Source organism: Murinocardiopsis flavida, assembly GCF_003014485.1.
Lineage (GTDB): Bacteria > Actinomycetota > Actinomycetes > Streptosporangiales > Streptosporangiaceae > Murinocardiopsis > Murinocardiopsis flavida.
In genome coordinates this window covers 263,944-282,468 of sequence record NZ_PYGA01000005.1, presented here as the reverse complement: position 1 = coordinate 282,468, position 18,525 = coordinate 263,944, and the positions used below count along the sequence as shown (strand labels likewise).

Sequence of the window (18,525 nt, the reverse complement as noted above, 5' to 3'; positions counted from 1 at the left end):
CATGGCGAGTACCACCAGCACCACCAGCACCGCGGCAGCACCAAGTGCGCCCGGCCGCCGCAGGCCGCCGGGCCGCGCGGCCCAGATCCTGCGGCTGACCCGCACCGAGTTCACCCTCGTCTACCGCTACCGCACCGCGCTGTTCTTCATCGCGTTCCCGCTGCTGTTCACCGCTACCGGGTTCGCGCAGCAGGGGCGCGAACTGACGCAGGGAATGGACGCGGGGGCGTACTTCATCTGCGGGGCGATGGTCCTCGCACCCCTGTTCATCGGCCTCGTGCACGTGTCCAACGTGTACACGGCGCGCCGGGAGTCGCTGGTCCTGAAGCGGTTCCGGGTCAGCGGGGTGCCGCCCGCGACACTGTTCGGCGCGACCCTGCTGTCGGTCCTGCTCCTGGTGCTGCTGCTCACCGCCATCTCGGCGGGGGCGCTCGCCTTCCGGTTCGACCTGGTGCCCGCCGACCCGCTGCTGGTCGTGCTGCCGATCCTGCTGACGACCGCGACCATGGTCTTCCTCGGGCTGGCGCTCACAGCGGTGACGCGCAGCGCCGAGGGCGCGCAGATGATCTCGATGGTGCCGTTCTTCCTGCTGTACGCGTCCAGCGGGCAGATGCTGCCGATGGACATGCTGCCCGACGCGGTGGCGCGCGTGAGCACGCTGCTGCCCGCGGCGCCGGCGACGGCGGCCGTGCAGAGCGGCTACTTCGGCAGGGACCTGTTCGGCGGGGTGGACGGCCCCGCGGCGAGCGGCCTGGAACTGTGGACCGCCGCGGCTCCCTCGCTCGGGGTGATGCTGGTCTGGCTGGCCGTCTCCGTGGTGCTGCTGCGCTACTTCCGCTGGGACCCGCGCCAGGCGAAATGACGTCCGGCTGGCTAGGGTGGCAGCAGATGATCAGAGCAGTCCCGAGCGGAGGCGTCCGGGCCGGCAGCGTCCAGACATGCAGCGTCCGGACCCGGAGCGTCCGGATCGGGAGCGTCCACAGCAGGTGCCGTCCAGGGGAGGCGCGATGACCGGCGACCGCACCGGCGCGGCCGCCGCCGTGGCGCGCCGCGTCTCGTCGTCCAAGCGCCTGAACCTGGCGCGGCGCATCGTGCAGTGGTCCATGGGGACCTTCCCCGGCTTCTTCGTCACGTTCACGCTCGTCGGCATGTACAACGAGCCGCCGAGCCACGCGGCGGAGCTCATGCCGCTGGCCATGCGCCTCGACGGCACCGCGGGGAGCCTCGCCGTCGGCACACTGCTGGCGGCGACCGCAGCGGTCGGCTACCTGATCTGGCGGGTCATCTGCCACCGCATCGACCGCACCGAGAAGCATCTCCACCGCGACATCGCCGTCTCCGTGGCCGCGGTGACCGCCGTCGTCGTCCTGATGCAGCCCGCCCCGATCATCACCGCGCTGACCGTCCTGTGGGCGTCCTGCCTGACCATCGCGGTGAGCCGGCGCACGAGCGCGCTGCTCCTCGCGTATGCGCTCGTCCTGGGGTTCGCGCCGATCGCCGTCGCTGTCGGCTACAACGGCTCGCTCATCGGGACCCTCGCCATGCTGGGCGCGGTCCTCATCATGATCGTCGTCTGGGCGTTCTTCTGCGCCAGCGCGTTCAGCCTGGTGGTCCTGTGGGAGATCCTCAACGAGGCGTACGAGGCGCGCGACGCCCAGGCCAGGCTCGCCGTCACCGAGGAGCGGCTGCGGTTCTCCCGCGACCTGCACGACCTCATCGGGCACAGCCTCTCCGGCATCGCGGTGAAGAGCGAGCTCGCCGCCCGACTGGCCGAGCGCGACCCTGGGCACGCCGCGGACGAGATGCGCGCCGTGCAGCGGCTGGCGCGCGATGCGCTGCGCGAGGTCCGCACCGCGGTGAGCGGGTACCGCGACGTCGACCTCGACGCCGAGATCGAGAGCGTCCGCGCGGTGTTCACGGCGGCCGGGGTGCGGTGCACCCTCGCCGAGGCCGCGGCGGTGCCCGACCCCCTGCGCCCGCTCGCCGCCTGGGTGGTCCGCGAGGCGGCGACCAACGTCCTGCGCCACAGCACGGCGAAGCGCTGCGACATCACCCTGCATTCGGAGGGACGGACCGTCATCGTCGAGGTGTTCAACGACGGCTCGCCCGAGGGCGCCGGGCAGGCGCCGTTCGGCAACGGCCTCACCGGGCTGACCGAGCGGACCGCCGCGGTCGGCGGCACCATCTCGGCGAGCGCCACCGCCGGCGACGGCTTCCTGCTGCGCGCCGTGCTGCCCGTCCCCGCCGACGCCGGCGGCGGCCCGCGTCGGGCGGAGGGGCCGGTCGGCAGCGGCGCCATGAGGGATGTGACCGCGTGATCCGCATCGTCCTCGCCGACGACGAGCAGCTCGTCCGCGGCGCGATCGCGAGCCTGCTCGGCCTGGAGGACGACCTTGAGGTCGTCGCCCAGGCCGGTCGGGGCGACGAGGCCGTCGCCGCGGTCACCGCGCACGGCGCCGACATCGCCGTGCTCGACATCGAGATGCCGGGCGGCACCGGGCTGGAGGTCGCCGCCGACCTCAGGACGAGCGCGCCCTCCTGCGGTGTGCTCATCCTCACCAGCTTCGGCCGCCCCGGCTACCTGCGCCGCGCCCTCGCGGCGGGCGCGCGCGGCTTCCTCGCCAAGGACGCGCCGGTCGACGAGCTCGCCGGCGCCATCCGCAAGGTGCACGGCGGCGGCCGCTACATCGACACCGACCTCGCCGCCACCGCCATGGCTGCGGGCGAGAGCCCGCTGACCCCCAGGGAGTCCGACGTCCTGCGCGCGGCCGTCGACGGCGCGCCGGTCGCGGCGGTCGCGCGGGAATTGCACCTGAGCGAGGGCACGGTGCGCAACTACCTGTCGAACGCCATTGCCAAGACCGGCACCGACAACCGCATCTCCGCCATCAGGAAGGCGCAGGACATGGGCTGGCTGTGACCTGCCGGCCGTGGCCTTGCGCGAGCGCCGGCACGAACGCGGGGGCGGTCAGAGGAACCGCAGGACCAGCATCGCGGTGTCGTCGGTGTGCCCGCCGGGCGCGAACTCCTCCAGGTCGCGGCCGATGCGGGCGATCACGGCCTGCGCGGTGAGCCCCGAGCAGCCGGAGAAGATCTTCATCAGCCCTTCGTCGCCGAGCATGTCGTCGGCGTTGCGGCGCTCGGTCACGCCGTCGGTGACGGCGAGCAGCACGTCGCCGGGGTCGACCTCGATGGTCTCGGTGAAGAACTCGACGTCCTCGAACGCGCCCAGCAGCGGCTGCGAGGTGCCGACCGGTTCGACGGCGTCGATGCCGCGCAGCCGCAGGGGAAGCGGGTGCCCGGCCGACACCAGCCGGATGCGCATCCCGCCGGAGGCCATGGGCGACATCTCGCCGTAGAGCATGGTCAGGAACCGGGTGGTGGTGTTCTCGTCGAGGATCGCGAGGTTCAGCCGGTGCATGATGTGCGACGGGGAGAACCCCTCGCGGGCGAGGGCGCGCAGCGTGTGCCGCGCCAGCCCGGTGACGGCGGCGGCAGCGGGCCCGGTGCCGCACACGTCGCCGATGGCGAAGCACCAGCGGCCGTCGGCGGCGAAGATGTCGTAGAAGTCGCCGCCCACCACGTTGCGCTCTTCGGCGGGCTGGTAGAACACCGCGTGGTCCACCTGGGGGATGCGCGGCTCCTTCTCCTTGGCGGGCAGCAGGCTGCGTTGCAGCGCCTCGCTCATGGAGGTCTGGTTGGAGTACAGCCGGGCGTTCTCCATGGCCGACGACACGCGCTGCGCCAGGTTCTCGGCGACGTCGAAGTCGTCGCGGGTGAAGTCGTCGCCGGCGTCCTTGCCGATGGTCAGCCGGCCCAGCTCGCGGCCGTGCGCCGACAGCGGGATGCTCACCGCGGGGCTTCCCGCCAGTTCGGCGGTGAGGTCGTCGGCCAGCCCGTTGCGGGAGAGCAGGTCGCGGGGCCACAGCGGCGCGGGTTCGCGCTGCACCGGCGGCGGCAGTGCGGTGACCAGGCTGCGCAGCACGTCGGTGTAGTTCTCGTTGCGGTGGGTCGCGTGGGCGATGCGGGACGCGCCGAGGTCGTTGACCGTGTGCACGACGCACCAGGTGCCGATGCGCGACGTGGTGAGCTGCGCGGCGAGCGCCGCGGTCATGTGCTCGTCGAGTGTGCCGGCGAGCAGGTCGCTGGCCTCGGCGAGGAAGCTGAGGGAGGCCCGGCGGGCGAGCTCCACCCGCGCCAGCCGGGCGCGCTCTACGGGCAGGGCGATGCGGTCGGCGCCGTCCTGGAGGCGGCGCGCCGCCGTCGTCCCGAAGTGCCGGATGCGGCGCGACGCGACCCCGACCAGCCCGGTGATGCGGCCCTCGACGATGAGCGGCGCGGTGACCAGCGAGCGCATTCCCGCGGCGGCGAGTGTGCCGCGGTGCGCCCGCGCCAGCATCAGGTCGTCGTTGATGACGGGCCCGGGCTCGGGCGCGGCCGAGGGGAACGTCTCCTCGGTGCGGCTGCGGAAGGGCCGCCACGCGTCGGCGGAGAGGCCGGTGGCGCTGCGCACCTCCCATTCGGTCTCGTCGGTGGTCGCGAGCGCGATGTAGGCGGCGTCGCCGCCGAGCGCGGCCTTGGCGTACTCGACGGTGCGGTCGAGCAGCTCACCCAGTGACAGCCGGGCGTTCAGCGCGGCGTCGAGCTGCGCCCACGGGTTGGGCCGCTCGGGGCTGCGGCCGGGGCGGACCGGGAGCGGCGGGACGAGCGACGTGCGCGCGCCGGACGGGCGGTCGCCGGCGTACTCATCGACCTCGTCGGCCTCCTCGTCGTCGACCCGGAACCAGACCGCCTTGTCGTCCTTGCTGTAGCTCACGCCCCAGCTCGTCGCGATGGCCCCGGCGAGCGCGAGCCCCAGCCCGCCGCTGCGCTTGGCATCGGTGGAGGGCGACGCGTCGACCTTGAGGGGGCCGGCGTGCGGGACGGCGCGCTCGGGCACCCGGTCGGCGACCACCACCTCGACGGCGCCCGGCAGGCGGCGCAGCGTGAGTTCGAGGGTGGTCTCGGCGTGGATGACGGCGTTGGTGACGAGTTCGCTGGTCAACAGGATGATGTCGTCGGATTCGCGTTTGACGCCCCACTCGCGGAGGGTGTCGCGGACGAACGCCCTCGCCTCACCGGCGGTCTCCGGGGCCGGGGAGTACTCGGTGCGGGCGGCCTTTATCGAATCAGGTGGCATCGTTGGGCCGTACGGTTGGAGGTGCGGTGAATGTCGAACGGCGCGATCGGCGGCGGTTTCGTCAGCACGATTAACCCATACCCGCCTCTGCTGCCCGGCCTAGATCCCGAAACGGCCCCAATCGGGTCACCGATTCGCCTGCGGTCGTCCATGATGGGGGAGGCCCCGGCCCGGCGTCCACTCGCCCGGCTGACCAAGGCGCCCCGGGCCCGCGGGAGGCGTTCGGCCCGCTACAAGTATCTGTCGGCACTGGAGAACAGCACCATCGGGGTCATACCGTGCAGTACGGGCGGCCCGCCCGGTTAACGTAGGGCACCGCGATCCGGCACGGGTGGCCGGGGCCTGCGGTGAAGACGGCGCACGAGCGGCGGAGGAGGGACTTTGATGCCCGAGGCGACCCGGACGGCAGCGTCGGAGGCGCAGATCGACGAGCTGCTCGACGCCCTGTACAGCATGCGCGACGGCGACTTCAGTGTACGGCTGCACCGTACTGCCGAAGGCAAGTACGGGGAGGTCGCGACCGTCTTCAACCAGGTTCTCGACCACTGCGACCAGTTGAGCAGCGAGTTGCAGCGCGTCGGCGAGGTCGTCGGCACCGAGGGGCGGCTCACCGAGCGCGTGTCGGTGAACCCCGACGCCGGCGCGTGGGGGTCGAGCGTGCGCGCCCTCAACCAGTTGCTCGACGAGGTGAGCGAGCCGGTCACCTCGGTCGCCCAGATCCTCGACTCCGTTGCGGGCGGCGACCTCGACAAGCGGGTGGACCTGTCGACCAGGCACGGCCCGCTGCACGGCGACCTGCTGCGGCTGGCGACCTCGGTGAACCGCATGGCCGACCAGATGTCGGGGTTCACCAAGGAGGTCACGCGGGTGGCCCGCGAGGTGGGCACCGAGGGCAAGCTCGGCGGCAGCGCCGAGGTCGAGGACGTCTCGGGCGCCTGGCGCGACGTCACCGAGGCGGTGAACCGCATGGCGTCGCGGCTGACCGCGCAGGTGCGCGACATCTCCGAGGTCACGACCGCTGTGGCGCGCGGTGAGCTGAACCGCAAGGTGACGGTCGACGTCCAGGGCGAGATGCTCCAGCTCAAGGACACCTTCAACACGATGGTCGACCAACTCGACTCCTTCGCCGACGAGGTCACGCGGGTGGCGCGCGAGGTGGGCACCGAGGGCAAGCTCGGCGGCCGGGCGAACGTCAAGGGCGTGTCGGGCATCTGGAAGGACCTCACCGACAACGTCAACTCCATGGCCGACAACCTCACCAACCAGGTCCGCGACATCGCCGACGTCACGACCGCCGTCGCAGAGGGCGACCTGCGCAAGAAGGTGACGGTCGACGTCCAGGGCGAGATGCTCTCGCTGAAGAACACCGTGAACACGATGGTCGACCAGCTCGACTCCTTCGCCGACGAGGTCACGCGGGTGGCGCGCGAGGTGGGCACCGAGGGCAAGCTCGGCGGGCGCGCCGACGTCAAGGGCGTGTCGGGCATCTGGAAGGACCTCACCGACAACGTCAACTCCATGGGCTACAGCCTCACCCACCAGGTGCGCAACATCGCCCAGGTGACCTCCGCCGTGGCGCAGGGCGACCTCGGCAAGAAGATCACGGTCGACGCGCAGGGCGAGATCCTGGAGTTGAAGGACACCGTGAACACGATGGTCGACCAGCTGTCGGCGTTCGCCGACGAGGTCAACCGCATGGCCCGCGAGGTCGGCACCGAGGGCAAGCTCGGCGGGCAGGCGCACGTCCGCGGCGTGTCCGGTGTGTGGAAGGACCTCACCGACAACGTCAACTCCATGGCGAACAACCTCACCCACCAGGTGCGCAACATCTCGGGGGTCACCTCGGCGGTCGCGAAGGGCGACCTCACCAAGAAGGTGACCGTCAACGCCAAGGGCGAGATGCTGGAGATGAAGGACACCATCAACGTGATGGTCGACCAGCTGTCGGCGTTCGCCGACGAGGTCACGCGGGTGGCGCGCGAGGTGGGCACCGAGGGCAAGCTCGGCGGGCGCGCCGAGGTCAAGGGCGTGTCGGGCATCTGGAAGGACCTCACCCAGAACGTCAACTCGATGTCGCTCAACCTCACCAACCAGGTGCGTAACATCTCGCAGGTCACCACGGCCGTCGCGAAGGGCGACCTGAAGAAGAAGATCACGGTCGACGTCCAGGGCGAGATGCTGGAGCTCAAGGACACCGTGAACACGATGGTCGACCAGCTCGACTCCTTCGCCAAGGAGGTCACCCGCGTCGCCGACGAAGTGGGCTCCGAGGGCAAGCTGGGCGGCCAGGCGAAGGTCGACGGTGTGTCGGGCACCTGGAAGCAGCTCACCGACAGCGTGAACGAGCTGGCCGGCAACCTCACCACCCAGGTCCGCGCCATCGCCGAGGTGGCGAGCGCGGTCACGGCCGGCGACCTCACCCGCTCCATCCAGGTCGACGCCCGCGGCGAGATGGCGAGCCTCAAGGACAACGTCAACCTGATGGTGACCAACCTGCGCACCACCACGGCGGCGCAGCGCGACCAGGACTGGCTGAAGAGCAACGTCGCGCGCATCTCCAGCCTCATCCAGGGCCACCGCGACCTCAACGACCTCGCGCGGCTGATCATGTCGGAGGTCGCGCCGCTGGTCGAGGCGCAGCACGGCGCGTGCTTCCTGCCCGAGGACGACGACAACGAGCAGACCTACCGGTTCTTCGGCGGCTACGGCTACCAGCCGGCCGACTCCAGCGCCAGGGTCAGCGCCGGCATGGGGCTCGCAGGCGAGGCCATCAGCCTCAAACAGGAGCTGATCGTCCACAACGTCCCCCAGGACTACGTGGAGGTCCGCTCCGGGCTGGGGCACGCGCCGCCGCTGAGCCTGGCGATCTTCCCGATCGTCTCCGACGACCGGGTGCTCGGCGTCATCGAGGTGGCGTCCTACGAGCGGTTCCGCGAGATCCACCTGGACTTCCTGCGCCAGCTCGTCGGCCTCATCGGCACCACGATCAACACGATCATGGCGAACTCGCGCACCGAGTACCTGCTGGCCCAGTCGCAGAACCTCACCACCGCCCTCCAGGAGCGCTCCAACGAGTTGCAGCGCCAGCAGGAGGAGCTGCGCCGCAAGAACGCCGAGCTGCACAGCAAGGCGGGGCAGCTCGCGAGCCAGAACCGCGCCATCGAACTCCAGAACAAGCAGATCGAGCGGGCCCGCCGTTCGCTGGAGGACCGCGCGCACCAGCTCCAGATCTCCTCGAAGTACAAGTCGGAGTTCCTCGCGAACATGTCGCACGAGCTCCGCACGCCGCTGAACAGCCTGCTGATCCTGGCGCGGCTGCTCGCCGACAACACCGAGCAGAACCTCACCTCCAAGCAGGTGGAGTTCGCGCAGACCATCCACAAGGCGGGCAGCGACCTGCTGCGGCTCATCGACGAGATCCTGGACCTCTCCAAGGTCGAGGCGGGCCGCATGGAGCTGCGCCCCGCCGACGTCCCCATCGGCACCCTGGTCGACTACGTCGAGGCGTCGTTCCGACCCATGGCGCACGACAAGGGGCTGGCGTTCGCCGTCGAGGTGTCGCCCGACATCCCCAACTCGCTGTGGACCGACGAGCAGCGCCTCCAGCAGGTGCTGCGCAACCTGCTGTCCAACTCGGTGAAGTTCACCAACAGCGGCGAGGTCCGGCTGCTGATCGAGCCGGGGTGGGCGCTCGACGACGCCGACCTCGACATGTTCGGCGAGAACGACGAGGTCATCGCCTTCTCGGTGGTCGACACCGGCATCGGCATCGCCGACGACAAGCTCCAGGTCATCTTCGAGGCGTTCCAGCAGGCCGAGGGCGGCACCAGCCGCAGATACGGCGGGACCGGCCTCGGCCTGTCCATCAGCCGCAACATGGCCCAGCTGCTCGGCGGCGAGATCCGCGTGCAGAGCACCCCGTCCGAGGGCAGCACGTTCACCCTGCTGCTGCCGGTGCGGCTGCCCGAGGGCACCGTGGAGCGGCTCGACGACTCCGTCGACCCGGTGCACGTCCTCACCCACGATTCGTTCACCACCGGCGCGTTCTCCCGCGAGTCACTGGGCATGGACGCCATGACCAGGGAGTCGCTGGCGCACGACCCGCTGGGGCGCGACCGCGGCGCCGGCGAGACCCCCGCCATCGAGGGGTACGGCGCCGGATTCTCCGAGCCCGGCGGCCCGGTGGGCGGGTCGGCCCTCGCAGCCCTCGGCGGGCGCGCGGCACCGGTCGGCGCGCCGGCCGACGACGACCCGCCCGCCGCGGCACCCGACCCGGCCCCGCCCGTCCTGAAGCCTGCCGAGCAGGCCGGCGAGGAGGGCGGTTCGGCCGAGGTCGCGCACGACCCCCGGCGCGACGCGGTGCTGCGCGGCCGCAAGGTGCTGATCGTCGACGACGACATCCGCAACGTGTTCGCGCTCACCAGTGCGCTGGAGGCGCACGGCCTGCGGGTCATCTACTCCGACAACGGCCGTTCGGGAATCGAGAAGCTGGAGGCCGACGAGGACATCGCCCTGGTACTGATGGACATCATGATGCCGGAGCTCGACGGCAACGCCACCACCCGGGCCATCCGCGAGATGCCGCAGTTCGCGGAGCTGCCCGTCATCTCGCTGACCGCCAAGGCCATGCAGGGCGACCGGGAGCGCAGCCTCGACGCCGGCGCGTCCGACTACGTGACCAAGCCGGTCGACCTCGATCACCTGCTGAACGTGATGCGGGGGTGGTTGGACCCGGAGGCGCCGCCGGAGCCCGGCGCTGCCGCCGACGAGTGGGCGGCGGCGCAGCCCGACGGGCCGGTGGCCGATGGCGCCGAGAACGGCTCCGGCGGCGGGCCCGCCGCCGGAGCGGACCGCAGTTCCGGGGAAAGCCCCAGGGACAGTTCCAGGGACAGTTCCAGGGAAGCAGAGCAGGAGTAGCAGACGTGCCGCAGAAGGCGAACATCCTCCTCGTCGACGACCGCGACGACAACCTCACCGCATTGGAGGCCGTGCTCACCTCGCTCGACCAGAACCTGGTGCGGGCGAGCTCCGGTGAGGCGGCGCTCAAGGCGCTCTTGGAGGACGACTTCGCGGTCATCCTGCTCGACGTCATGATGCCGGGGATGGACGGGTTCGAGACCGCCGCGCACATCAAGCAGCGGGAGAAGACCAAGGACATCCCGATCATCTTCCTGACCGGTGCGGGGCTCGACCGCCACCAGGTGTTCCGGGGGTACGCGTCGCGGTCCATCGACTACCTGACCAAGCCGTTCGACCCGTGGGTGCTGCGCTCGAAGGTCGAGGTGTTCGTCGAGCTCCACCACACCAAGCAGCAGCTCCGCGACCAGGCGCGGGTGCTGCAACGCGACATGGAGGAGCAGTCCGGCGCGTCGGCGCCGAGCGTCGTCGACCAGCTGGTCACCCGGGTCACCGAGGTCGGCGGCGCGCTGGGGCGGCTGCGCGAGCAGGGCGTGGGCGACTCCGACCCGCGGGCGGCGCAGGCGGTGCGCGAGCTCGACGACTCCCTGGGCCGGCTGCGCACACTCGTCGAGGCGCTGCGCGGCCCGGAGGAGTGACTCGGGGAGTGACTCGGGGAGTGACCCGAGCCGTGACTCTGGGTGGCCGCCCCCGAACCGGTCGGGGCGACGGCGCCGGAATGGCAGAACACGCGCTGCCCTGGCTAGTCCTTGGCGCGTCCGGATCCGGCCACCGGCGTTCGGGCCGACATCCGATCGAGACAAACCGCGATTCTCGCCACGGAACGTGATCACGTACCGGGAAATATCCGCAATCCCGCCGATTCGCCATCGCGCTGGGTGATGCCGCCCGGTTCGGTGTGGCCTGCGGCATAAAAGACGGGTAAGCGGAGCAGGGGGGCGGTACTGCCCGACTGCGCCCTATGTGGCTAAAGTGATCTCCGTACCGGCCGGTGCCCGTCGAGTTCGACCACCGGCCCCGCTGGGTGCGAGGCCCCGAACCGGCCTCCTTGACCCCGGTTCGCCGCCTCGTCGGCCGAACCGCCTGGCGACCGTTTCTTTGGACCGCGTCCGCGCCGAGCGCTGTGCTCGTGCCGTGCGGACCGCGCTGTCCTGGACCTGTCGGCTATCCCCTTGGAGAAGAACACGTGTCCCGAATGATGACCCGCACCGCAGCCGGCTTCGCGACCGCCGCGTTCGTGGGCTTCGGCGCCCTGGTCGCCGCCGCCCCCGCGGCCCTTGCGGTCGACGGCGAAGCCCCCGCGAAGTCCCCGGCCATCGAGACCCCGGAGGCCGGGAAGCCCGAGCTGCCCGGCACCGACAAGGGCGGCGAGGCCGACAAGGGCGGCGAGGCGCCCGAGAACGCCGACACCGGTGTGCAGACCCAGAAGAAGGGCGGCGAGCAGGTCGAGACCACCTACCGCTGCACCTTCAAGGGCCAGTCGGTCGACGGCGGCGACATCAAGGTCGTCCTGAACACCCCGCCCGCAGGCGAGACCGGCGCGCCCATCGCCATGGAGCTGAGCGAGTTCGAGTCCCGCTGGTACTACAGCGGCGGCGAGGAGCCCTCGGCCAAGAATGTCAGCGCCAAGGTCGACTTCAAGACCAGCGGCGACGCCGCCCCCGCGAAGTCCGCCTCGGTCCGCGGCACGGGTGCCAAGTACACCAACGGCAGCCTGGAGTTCGGCCCCATCACCGGGTCCGTCACCCCGAACAAGCCGGGTGCGCTGAAGTTCGCGCCCGGCAAGATCACGGTGACCGTCAAGGGCGACGGCTCCACCGTGTGCACGCCGTCGGGCGGCGCGATCTTCCACACGGTCGACGTCACCGGCGACCCCATCGAGACCCCCGACCCCAAGCCCACTCCGACCAAGGAGCCCGAGCCCACCAAGACCGCCGAGCCGAGCCCGACGGCCGAGCCCACGGAGGACGACGAGAAGCCGACCCCCTCCGCCAAGCCCACTGACGGCGGCAACGCCGGCGGCGGCAACGACGACAGCAGCCTGCCCGTCACCGGCACCGCCCTCGGCGGCCTGGTCGCAGCGGCCGCTGTCGCGGTCGGCGGCGGCGGCGCGGCGATGTACCTCGCCCGCCGGCGCAAGACCGGTGCGGTCGACAGCGAGTCCTGATCCGGTTCGAGCCGGGTGAGCAGTAGGGGGCGGGCGCCGCACGGGCGCCCGCCCCTTCGCCGTCCCGGTGGGCCCCGGGGGCAAGCCGGGGGAACTCCGGGTCACGTAGTGTCGGCGGCATGGACCTCGCCATCGTCTGCCCCGACTGCCTCGGCACCGGCGTCCGCATCTCGGTGACGGGTTTCCGCAGCATGCGCCCCGACCGCCCGGCCGACGAACCGGTCGGCGAGATGGTCGTGCCGATCCCGTGCGCGTGCTGCGACGGCTCCGGCCGCCTCATGACCTCGGGGTGGGCCTGACGGTCCGCTACCCGGCCTCGCGCGGCGGCAGCGCCAACCCGATGTGCTCGCCGATCTCCTCGATCAGGCCGAGGTCGGCGAGCCGGAACGACGCGCGGTTGCTGCGCCGGATCAGGGTGAGCGCGCCCCGCACCCCGCGGCTGCCGGTGAGTGGAACGCACATCAGCGAGCCGGCGGCGAGCGTGCTCAGCGCCGGTACGCCGTCGGGGGCCGAGCCGAGCAGCGAGTCGTCCTCGATCAGCGGATGCAGTACCGAGTTGCCGCTGGTGAGAACGTCGCGTGGCAGGGGACTCGCCGCCGGGTCGAGCGCCGCGACCAGGGCGCCGCGGTCGGCGGCCCCGGCCTCGGACGTCGCCACGGCGGCCCGCCGCGGCCGGGTCGAGTCGTCCGCCCGGTCGCAGACGTCGATGACGACCCAGTCGGCGTAGGAGTCGGCGAGGAGCGCCGCCGCGTCGTAGAGCGCCAGCGGCTCACCGGCCCCGCCGGGGCCGGCGCTGCGCAGCAGCAGCCGGGTCATGCGGGTGAGGACGTCGAGGCGGCGCGCGCCGAGGACGACGACCTGGTCCTCGATCTCCGCCTCCAGCGGTGCGGGGGAGTCGTCATCGGGTGTGCGCAACGGCGCCGACATCACCACGAGCACCAGCGGATTCGTCTCGGTCGCGACGTCCATGCGGGTCAGTGTCAGGTGCACGTCCTCGGCCCAGCCGCGCCGCGCGAGCCGGGAGTCGAACGTCGCGGCCTCGCCGCCGCGCAGCACGGCGGCGAGCCGGGAGCGCATCGCCGCGCGGCGGCGCAGGTCGACGAAGATCGACAGCGGCTTGCCGGTCAGGAAGCCGCTGCTGCTGCCGAGCCGCTCGGCGCCTACGGTGTTGATCCTGCGGATGTGGCCCTCGTGGTCGAGCAGCACGACGGGCACGCTCAGCTCGGTGAAGACGGCGCGCAGCAGCGTGCGCTCCTCGTCGCCGCCCGCGCGCCGGGCGGGGGCGGCGTCCTCGGCGAGGCGCGCGCCGCAGTCGCGGAGGAGCTGCTCGGCGTAGCCGAGTTCGGCGAGGGCCGCCTCGGCCGTCGACGCGGAGTCGCCCGGGTACATCGCGTGGGTGGAGCGCAGTGCCGCCGCGCGCTCGCCCAGATCACTGATGTCGCGTTCGAGATCGGCGAGGTTGTCGTGCACGGTTGCTGCTCCATGGGGTGTGGGACCGGGATCTGCGGAGCGGGGTGGCGCGGGCGCTCTGGCGCCGCGCGGCACGGGCACCGGGGTGCCGCGGGGGGTACGAAGGCCGTCGCCACGACGCTAACGCATGTCCGACCGGATCCCCACGCTGGTTACCGTGGAGTCAGGCGCGGTCCCGGATTCCCAGGGCGGCACCCCGGTCGGCAGCCGGTGCCGGGCCGGCGCGCCGCATGGAGAAGGGGGTAGTGCCGCGGATGTGGATCGAACGTCTGGCCCGCGACATCAGCGCACTCGGCAGTGAGAGCACACCGGAGCGCGCGCTCGACCTCATGAGCAGCGCCGCGGCGCGCGGGGTCCCCGGCTGCTCGGCGGCGATCATCGTGCTGTGGCGCGAGGTCGGCGCGGGGGACGACGCGGCGGGCGGTGTCGGCGGCGGCGCGGGCGACCGCAGGCACGTCGTGGTCGACTACGCGGCCTCGCACCCCGACCTCGCCGCGGCGTTCGAGCACCAGTACCGCACCGATCAGGGCCCGTCGGTCGAGGCGGTCCGCTGGATGCGCCCCGTCTCGGTGGCCGACGTCCTGCGCGACGACGACCGGTGGCCCCTGTACACAAGTATGGCCGTGCGGTGCGGTGTGCGGTCCACCGTCGAGGCCGCGTGCCCGATGGACGACGGCGCGGTCACGTTCGGCGTGCATTCGAGCCGGCCGAACGCGTTCGACAACGAGGTGATCCTGCCGCTGGTCGCCCTGCTGGCCGAGCACTCCGCCGCCGCGACGCACAACGCAGGCCGCTACATCGGCGCGGCGCGCGAGGCCGCCCACATGCGCCGCGCTATGTCCTCCCGCGGGGTGATCGACCAGGCCAAGGGCATCCTGATGCACGCGCGCGGCTGCGACGCCGCCGCGGCGTTCGAGGAGCTGCGCCGGGTCGCGCAGCGCAACCGGATGAAGGTCGCCGACGTCGCCCGGCACCTGGTGGCCGAGAACATGGAGGGGGCGCGCTGACCGGTCGGCGGCGGGGCACCGGCCGCCGGTGCCGGGGCGGTGCGGCGGTCGGAAGCGTTTTCGCAAGGGCCGAGTGGATCTACTGCGCCTGCGGGAATGGCGCTAAGGTGACGATCAGCGGGCGCGCTGCGCGACCGCGGCCGCCCCGGGCGGCGGGCGCGGCGCTGTGGTCGGTTCCGGCGCGGAACGAGCGAGGGGCTCCAGCGTGACATCCAAGTTCCAGATCGCGACCCGGACCGAGGCCGGAGTCGTCGTGGTGGTCCCCGAGGGAGACTTGGACGCGATGACCTCGTCCCGGTTCTCCGCCGTGCTCGACTCCGTCTTCGCCTCGGCCGAGCCCATGCGCGGCGTGGTCGTCGACATGTCGGGGGTGGGGTTCTGCGACTCCCGCTGCATTGGGGCCCTCGTCGCCTCCTACCGCCAGGCGCGCGACCTCGGGGTGGGGCTGATCATCGCCGCGCCGCAGCGCACCGTGCACCGCCTCTTCACCATCGCGGGCATCGACCAGGTCATGACGGTCGAGGACGACCTCCAGCGCGCGGTCAAGCTGGTCCGCGAGCAGTAGGCGGCCCTGCGGCGGCCAGGCGGCAGGGGCGCGGGCGGCTCACATCGTGAAGTGCAGCCGCACCAGCGATCCGGCCGACCCGCCGCGCACCTCCATGAAGTCGCTGACCTGGCGGGTGATCCACAGGCCGTAGCCGCGGACGCTGAACGCGTCGGTGGGGAAGTAGCCGCTGAACGGGTCGGTCAGCCCGCCGCCGGTGTCGAACACGTCGCAGACCAGCCGGGGCCGAACGCCGCCGCGGCCCGGCGTCCGCCACAGTGCGATGCCGCCCGCGCCCGGCCCGTGCTCCAGGACGTTGGCGGCGAGCTCGTTGACGGCGACGGCGAGGTCGCCGACCCTGCCGCGGGGCATCCCGAACTCGGCGGCCGCGCCGATGACGCGGTCGCGCAGTGCGGCGAGGTCGGGGTCGACGCCCAGCCGCCGGATCGGCGGGCGGGGCTCGGGGAGCGGTTCGCGGCGCGGCGGCGGGCCGGGTGTCGCGGCGTGGCTCCAGGAGCGCGGTCCCGGCCGGTGCGGCGCGGGGAACACCCGGTGGCTGCGCACGATCGCGGACCGCTCCGCCGGGGGCAGCGCCGCGGAGTCGTGGACGCACAGCAGGTCGATGGGGTCGCGGGCCAGCGCGGAGTCGAGGACGGCGTCGAAGCCGCGCCATTCGCGCAGCGCCAGCGGGTCGTGCAGCGGCACGTCGGGCTGCCAGGCGACGGTCACCCCGCCGGGGTGCAGCACCGTGAGCCGGTGCAGCAGCGCCATGGTGCGCCCGGGGGCCGCGCAGAAGTCGCGGTGCGCGGTGAAGTCGACGGCGGCGCGCTCCGCGGGGGTCAGCGCCGCGCGGAGGGCGCCGATGTGCGCGTCGGGCAGCGCGGCCACGACGTGGTCGCCGTTGGCGAGGCCCTGCTGCAGCCAGGGGACGACCAGCGCGTGCAGTTCGGCCGCCGTGGTGAAGAACGCGCCGGTGTGCCGGGCGCGGCGGTCGGGTGCTGCGGGCCGGCCGGGCGGCGCGCCGCGGCCGGCGGCGCCCTTGTCGGGGTTCGCGGGCGGGCGCTGCCTGCGGTCGGCGCCGCGCGGCATCGGTGCGGGGCCGACCGGTTCGGCGCCGGGCCCCGCACGGGCGGCGGGCCCCTGGCCGGTGAACTGGTGCGCCGCGTGCGCCCCCGTGGCGTCGTCGACGTGCGCCTGTGAACTCATGCCACCCGTCCTCAGCGGTCCCGCCCGTCTCGCTGCCGCGGAAGGCGCGGGTGCGCCTTCCGGTCGGCCGGGACGGTCCGGTGCCGTCGTCCCGGCGCGCTTGGTGGTTCGTGCCCGATCTGGGACCGGCGAATCAGCATGGTCCGCGGAACATGCCGGACGAACCCGCCGGGCGCCGGCCCGGGGACGCGCCGCGGCCGCCGGGGCGGCCTGCGGGGCATTGCCTAGCTCGCTTCCTCGGCGACGAGCTCGGGGTCGGCCGCCGTCCCCGGCAGGGCGGACTCGTAGACCTGGACGGTCTCGGCCGCGACGCGCTCCCAGCCGTACCGCGACTGGGAGCGGTCGACACCGGCGATGCTGAACGCCGTGCGCATGGTGGGGTCGCCGGTGAGGCCGCGCATCGCGCGGGCGAGCGCGTCGGGGCGGGTCGAGCGCAGCAGCAGCCCGGTGGTGCCGTGCAGGACGGACCCGGTGGTGGGGCCGGTCGCGGTGGCGACAACGGGCAGCCCGCAGGACATGGCCTCCAGGACGGCGCCGCCGAACGGGTCGTAGGCCGACGCCGAGACGTACAGGTCGGCGGAGCGCAGCAGCTTCGGCAGTTCCTTGCGGTCCATGGCGCCGACCAGGGTGATCCGGTCCTCGACCTTGGCCTCCTTGGCGAGGAGGTGGAGGCGGCGGGCGTCGGCGTCGATGGCGAGGTCGTCGGGGTGGGGTCCGCCGACGACGACCAGTTCGGTGCCCGGCACCCTGGCCATGCTCTGGACGAGCGCGTGGACGCCGTCGACGCGGCCAAGGCCCGCCACGGTGACGATGCGGGTCCGCTCGTCCCTGCGGGTCCTCCAGGGGGCCGCCGTGACGGCGCCGTCGGGCCCGAACTGCTCGGTGTCGACGCCGAACGGCACGACGGACACGTGGGAGCGGGGGACGCCCATGCGGGCCAGCTCGAACCGCTGGTCGGCCGCTGTGACGATGATCCGGTCGGCGCTGCCCGCGACGGCGGACTCCATGCGGATCCGGTCGGCCTGCTTCGGCAGCCCGGCGCGGTGCTCGGCGGCGTTCAGCGAGTGGAAGGTCTGGACTACGGGGGGCGCGCCGCCGTCGGGGAACCCGCGGGCGGCCGACATGGCCGCGAGTCCGCTGTCCCACCCGAAGGCGTGGACGACGTCGGGGACGTCCTCGGTGAGCGCCGCGGCGAGGGCCTCGGCGAACGCGCCCGTGTGGGCGACGGCCTCCTGGCCGCTGAGCGGGCGCTCGGGGCCCGCGGGCAGGTGGTCGACCGTGACGCCGCGGCCCATGCGGGTGCGTTCGGGTGCGTCGGGTGTGTCGCGCCGGGCGTAGACGGCGACCTTGTGGCCGAGCCGGGCGAGGTGGCGGGCGAGCGCGGCGATGTGCACACTCTCGCCATCCGTGGGTTCGCCCTTGTGCGCGGTGAGCGGTGCGGTGTGTTCGGCGACCAGAGCGATCTTCACGTGGGGATCCTCCCTTGACGAGGGCGATCGGCGGCGGTCCGAAACGCCCGTGCCCGGGTCCGGCGTGTGCGGAGCGGGGATTCGCGCACGCCGGAGGCGGGACGGGCGGTCGGACTGGTGTGCTGCGGGATGGCGAGAGCGGGCGGACGCATGGGAACCACGGCCTTGATCGGGGAAGCGAAAAACGCCCATGGCGGCTCGAATCGACGAGCACCAACACATGAGCGCGAAGGCGAAGGCGTGTCTGCGTCTTAGACACCCGGTCCGTGTCATTGTGTCACGCGCGCGGCCGATCCGACAACCGTCGCTGTCTCCGCTGCCGCCCGTCCCGAATGGGCCGCGGCGGTCCAGTGCGGACGGCCGCCGATCGCGCGGTGCACGGCTCCGTTCTGCGCTCGGAAACTGCGCATCTCGCCGATTTCCGTCATGATGTACGCGTGTTTTGACCATGGTCGCCCGACCCCCGATACGGTTACATGATCAATGCGCCGCAACCCTGGTCCGGATGGGGCGCCGCTTGGGACTGTGCGGCGGTTCGCGCGGAGTAATGTGCGGGCGGAACTGCT

Annotated in this window: 13 protein-coding genes; 9 read left to right on the top strand and 4 right to left on the bottom strand. The window is 72.5% G+C overall.

Features of this window, described 5'->3' with window-relative positions:
- Window position 1: 1 nt before the first annotated feature.
- The 3 genes from CLV63_RS09985 (at window position 2) to CLV63_RS09975 (ending at window position 2,920) form a co-directional block, all read left to right on the top strand.
- The gene (locus tag CLV63_RS09985; RefSeq protein ID WP_106582646.1) at window positions 2-862 is read left to right on the top strand and encodes an ABC transporter permease; all 861 of its coding nucleotides are present in this window, start codon (window positions 2-4) and stop codon (window positions 860-862) included.
- 76 nt (window positions 863-938) lie between these two features.
- Window positions 939-2,318 carry a sensor histidine kinase gene (locus CLV63_RS09980; protein WP_245928689.1) on the top strand — a complete coding sequence of 460 codons (1,380 nt, stop codon included), beginning with the start codon at window positions 939-941 and terminating at the stop codon, window positions 2,316-2,318.
- Window positions 2,315-2,920, top strand: coding sequence for a response regulator transcription factor (locus CLV63_RS09975; RefSeq protein ID WP_106582645.1), 606 nt, complete (start codon window positions 2,315-2,317; stop codon window positions 2,918-2,920). The genes CLV63_RS09980 and CLV63_RS09975 overlap by 4 nt, the downstream gene beginning before the upstream one ends.
- 48 nt (window positions 2,921-2,968) lie before the next feature.
- Here the strand turns inward: CLV63_RS09975 and CLV63_RS09970 are convergent, their stop codons facing one another.
- Entirely contained in the window at window positions 2,969-5,179 is a 2,211-nt protein-coding gene (locus tag CLV63_RS09970) for a SpoIIE family protein phosphatase (RefSeq protein ID WP_211301234.1), read from the bottom strand.
- A 384-nt stretch (window positions 5,180-5,563) separates the two neighbouring features.
- Between CLV63_RS09970 and CLV63_RS09965 the strand changes: the two genes are divergently transcribed.
- The 4 genes from CLV63_RS09965 to CLV63_RS09950 all read left to right on the top strand — a co-directional run bounded on the left by CLV63_RS09965 (window position 5,564) and on the right by CLV63_RS09950 (window position 12,562).
- On the top strand, window positions 5,564-10,096 hold the full coding sequence (locus CLV63_RS09965; protein WP_106582644.1) for a HAMP domain-containing protein: 4,533 nt from the start codon (window positions 5,564-5,566) through the stop codon (window positions 10,094-10,096).
- 5 nt (window positions 10,097-10,101) lie between these two features.
- On the top strand, window positions 10,102-10,734 hold the full coding sequence (locus tag CLV63_RS09960) for a response regulator (RefSeq protein WP_106582643.1): 633 nt from the start codon (window positions 10,102-10,104) through the stop codon (window positions 10,732-10,734).
- Window positions 10,735-11,282: 548 nt separating this feature from the next.
- Complete coding sequence (locus CLV63_RS09955) at window positions 11,283-12,263, top strand: hypothetical protein (protein WP_146165540.1); 981 nt, start codon at window positions 11,283-11,285, stop codon at window positions 12,261-12,263.
- A 119-nt stretch (window positions 12,264-12,382) separates the two neighbouring features.
- Complete coding sequence (locus CLV63_RS09950) at window positions 12,383-12,562, top strand: hypothetical protein (protein WP_106582641.1); 180 nt, start codon at window positions 12,383-12,385, stop codon at window positions 12,560-12,562.
- A 7-nt stretch (window positions 12,563-12,569) separates the two neighbouring features.
- Here the strand turns inward: CLV63_RS09950 and CLV63_RS09945 are convergent, their stop codons facing one another.
- Entirely contained in the window at window positions 12,570-13,733 is a 1,164-nt protein-coding gene (locus tag CLV63_RS09945) for a PAS domain-containing protein (RefSeq protein ID WP_106582640.1), read from the bottom strand.
- A gap of 254 nt (window positions 13,734-13,987) precedes the next feature.
- On the opposite strand from CLV63_RS09945, the gene CLV63_RS09940 reads away from it, so the two are divergent.
- Both CLV63_RS09940 and CLV63_RS09935 read left to right on the top strand, forming a co-directional pair.
- Complete coding sequence (locus tag CLV63_RS09940) at window positions 13,988-14,740, top strand: ANTAR domain-containing response regulator (RefSeq protein ID WP_106582639.1); 753 nt, start codon at window positions 13,988-13,990, stop codon at window positions 14,738-14,740.
- A gap of 205 nt (window positions 14,741-14,945) precedes the next feature.
- Window positions 14,946-15,305, top strand: a complete 360-nt coding sequence (locus tag CLV63_RS09935) for an STAS domain-containing protein (RefSeq protein ID WP_106582638.1) — start codon at window positions 14,946-14,948, stop codon at window positions 15,303-15,305.
- 39 nt (window positions 15,306-15,344) lie between these two features.
- Here CLV63_RS09935 and CLV63_RS09930 read toward each other — a convergent pair whose 3' ends face one another.
- Both CLV63_RS09930 and CLV63_RS09925 read right to left on the bottom strand, forming a co-directional pair.
- Window positions 15,345-16,490, bottom strand: coding sequence for an anti-sigma factor RsbA family regulatory protein (locus CLV63_RS09930; RefSeq protein WP_106582637.1), 1,146 nt, complete (start codon window positions 16,488-16,490; stop codon window positions 15,345-15,347).
- Between the two features lie 224 nt (window positions 16,491-16,714).
- Entirely contained in the window at window positions 16,715-17,959 is a 1,245-nt protein-coding gene (locus CLV63_RS09925; protein ID WP_106582636.1) for a glycosyltransferase, read from the bottom strand.
- Window positions 17,960-18,525 lie beyond the last annotated feature (566 nt).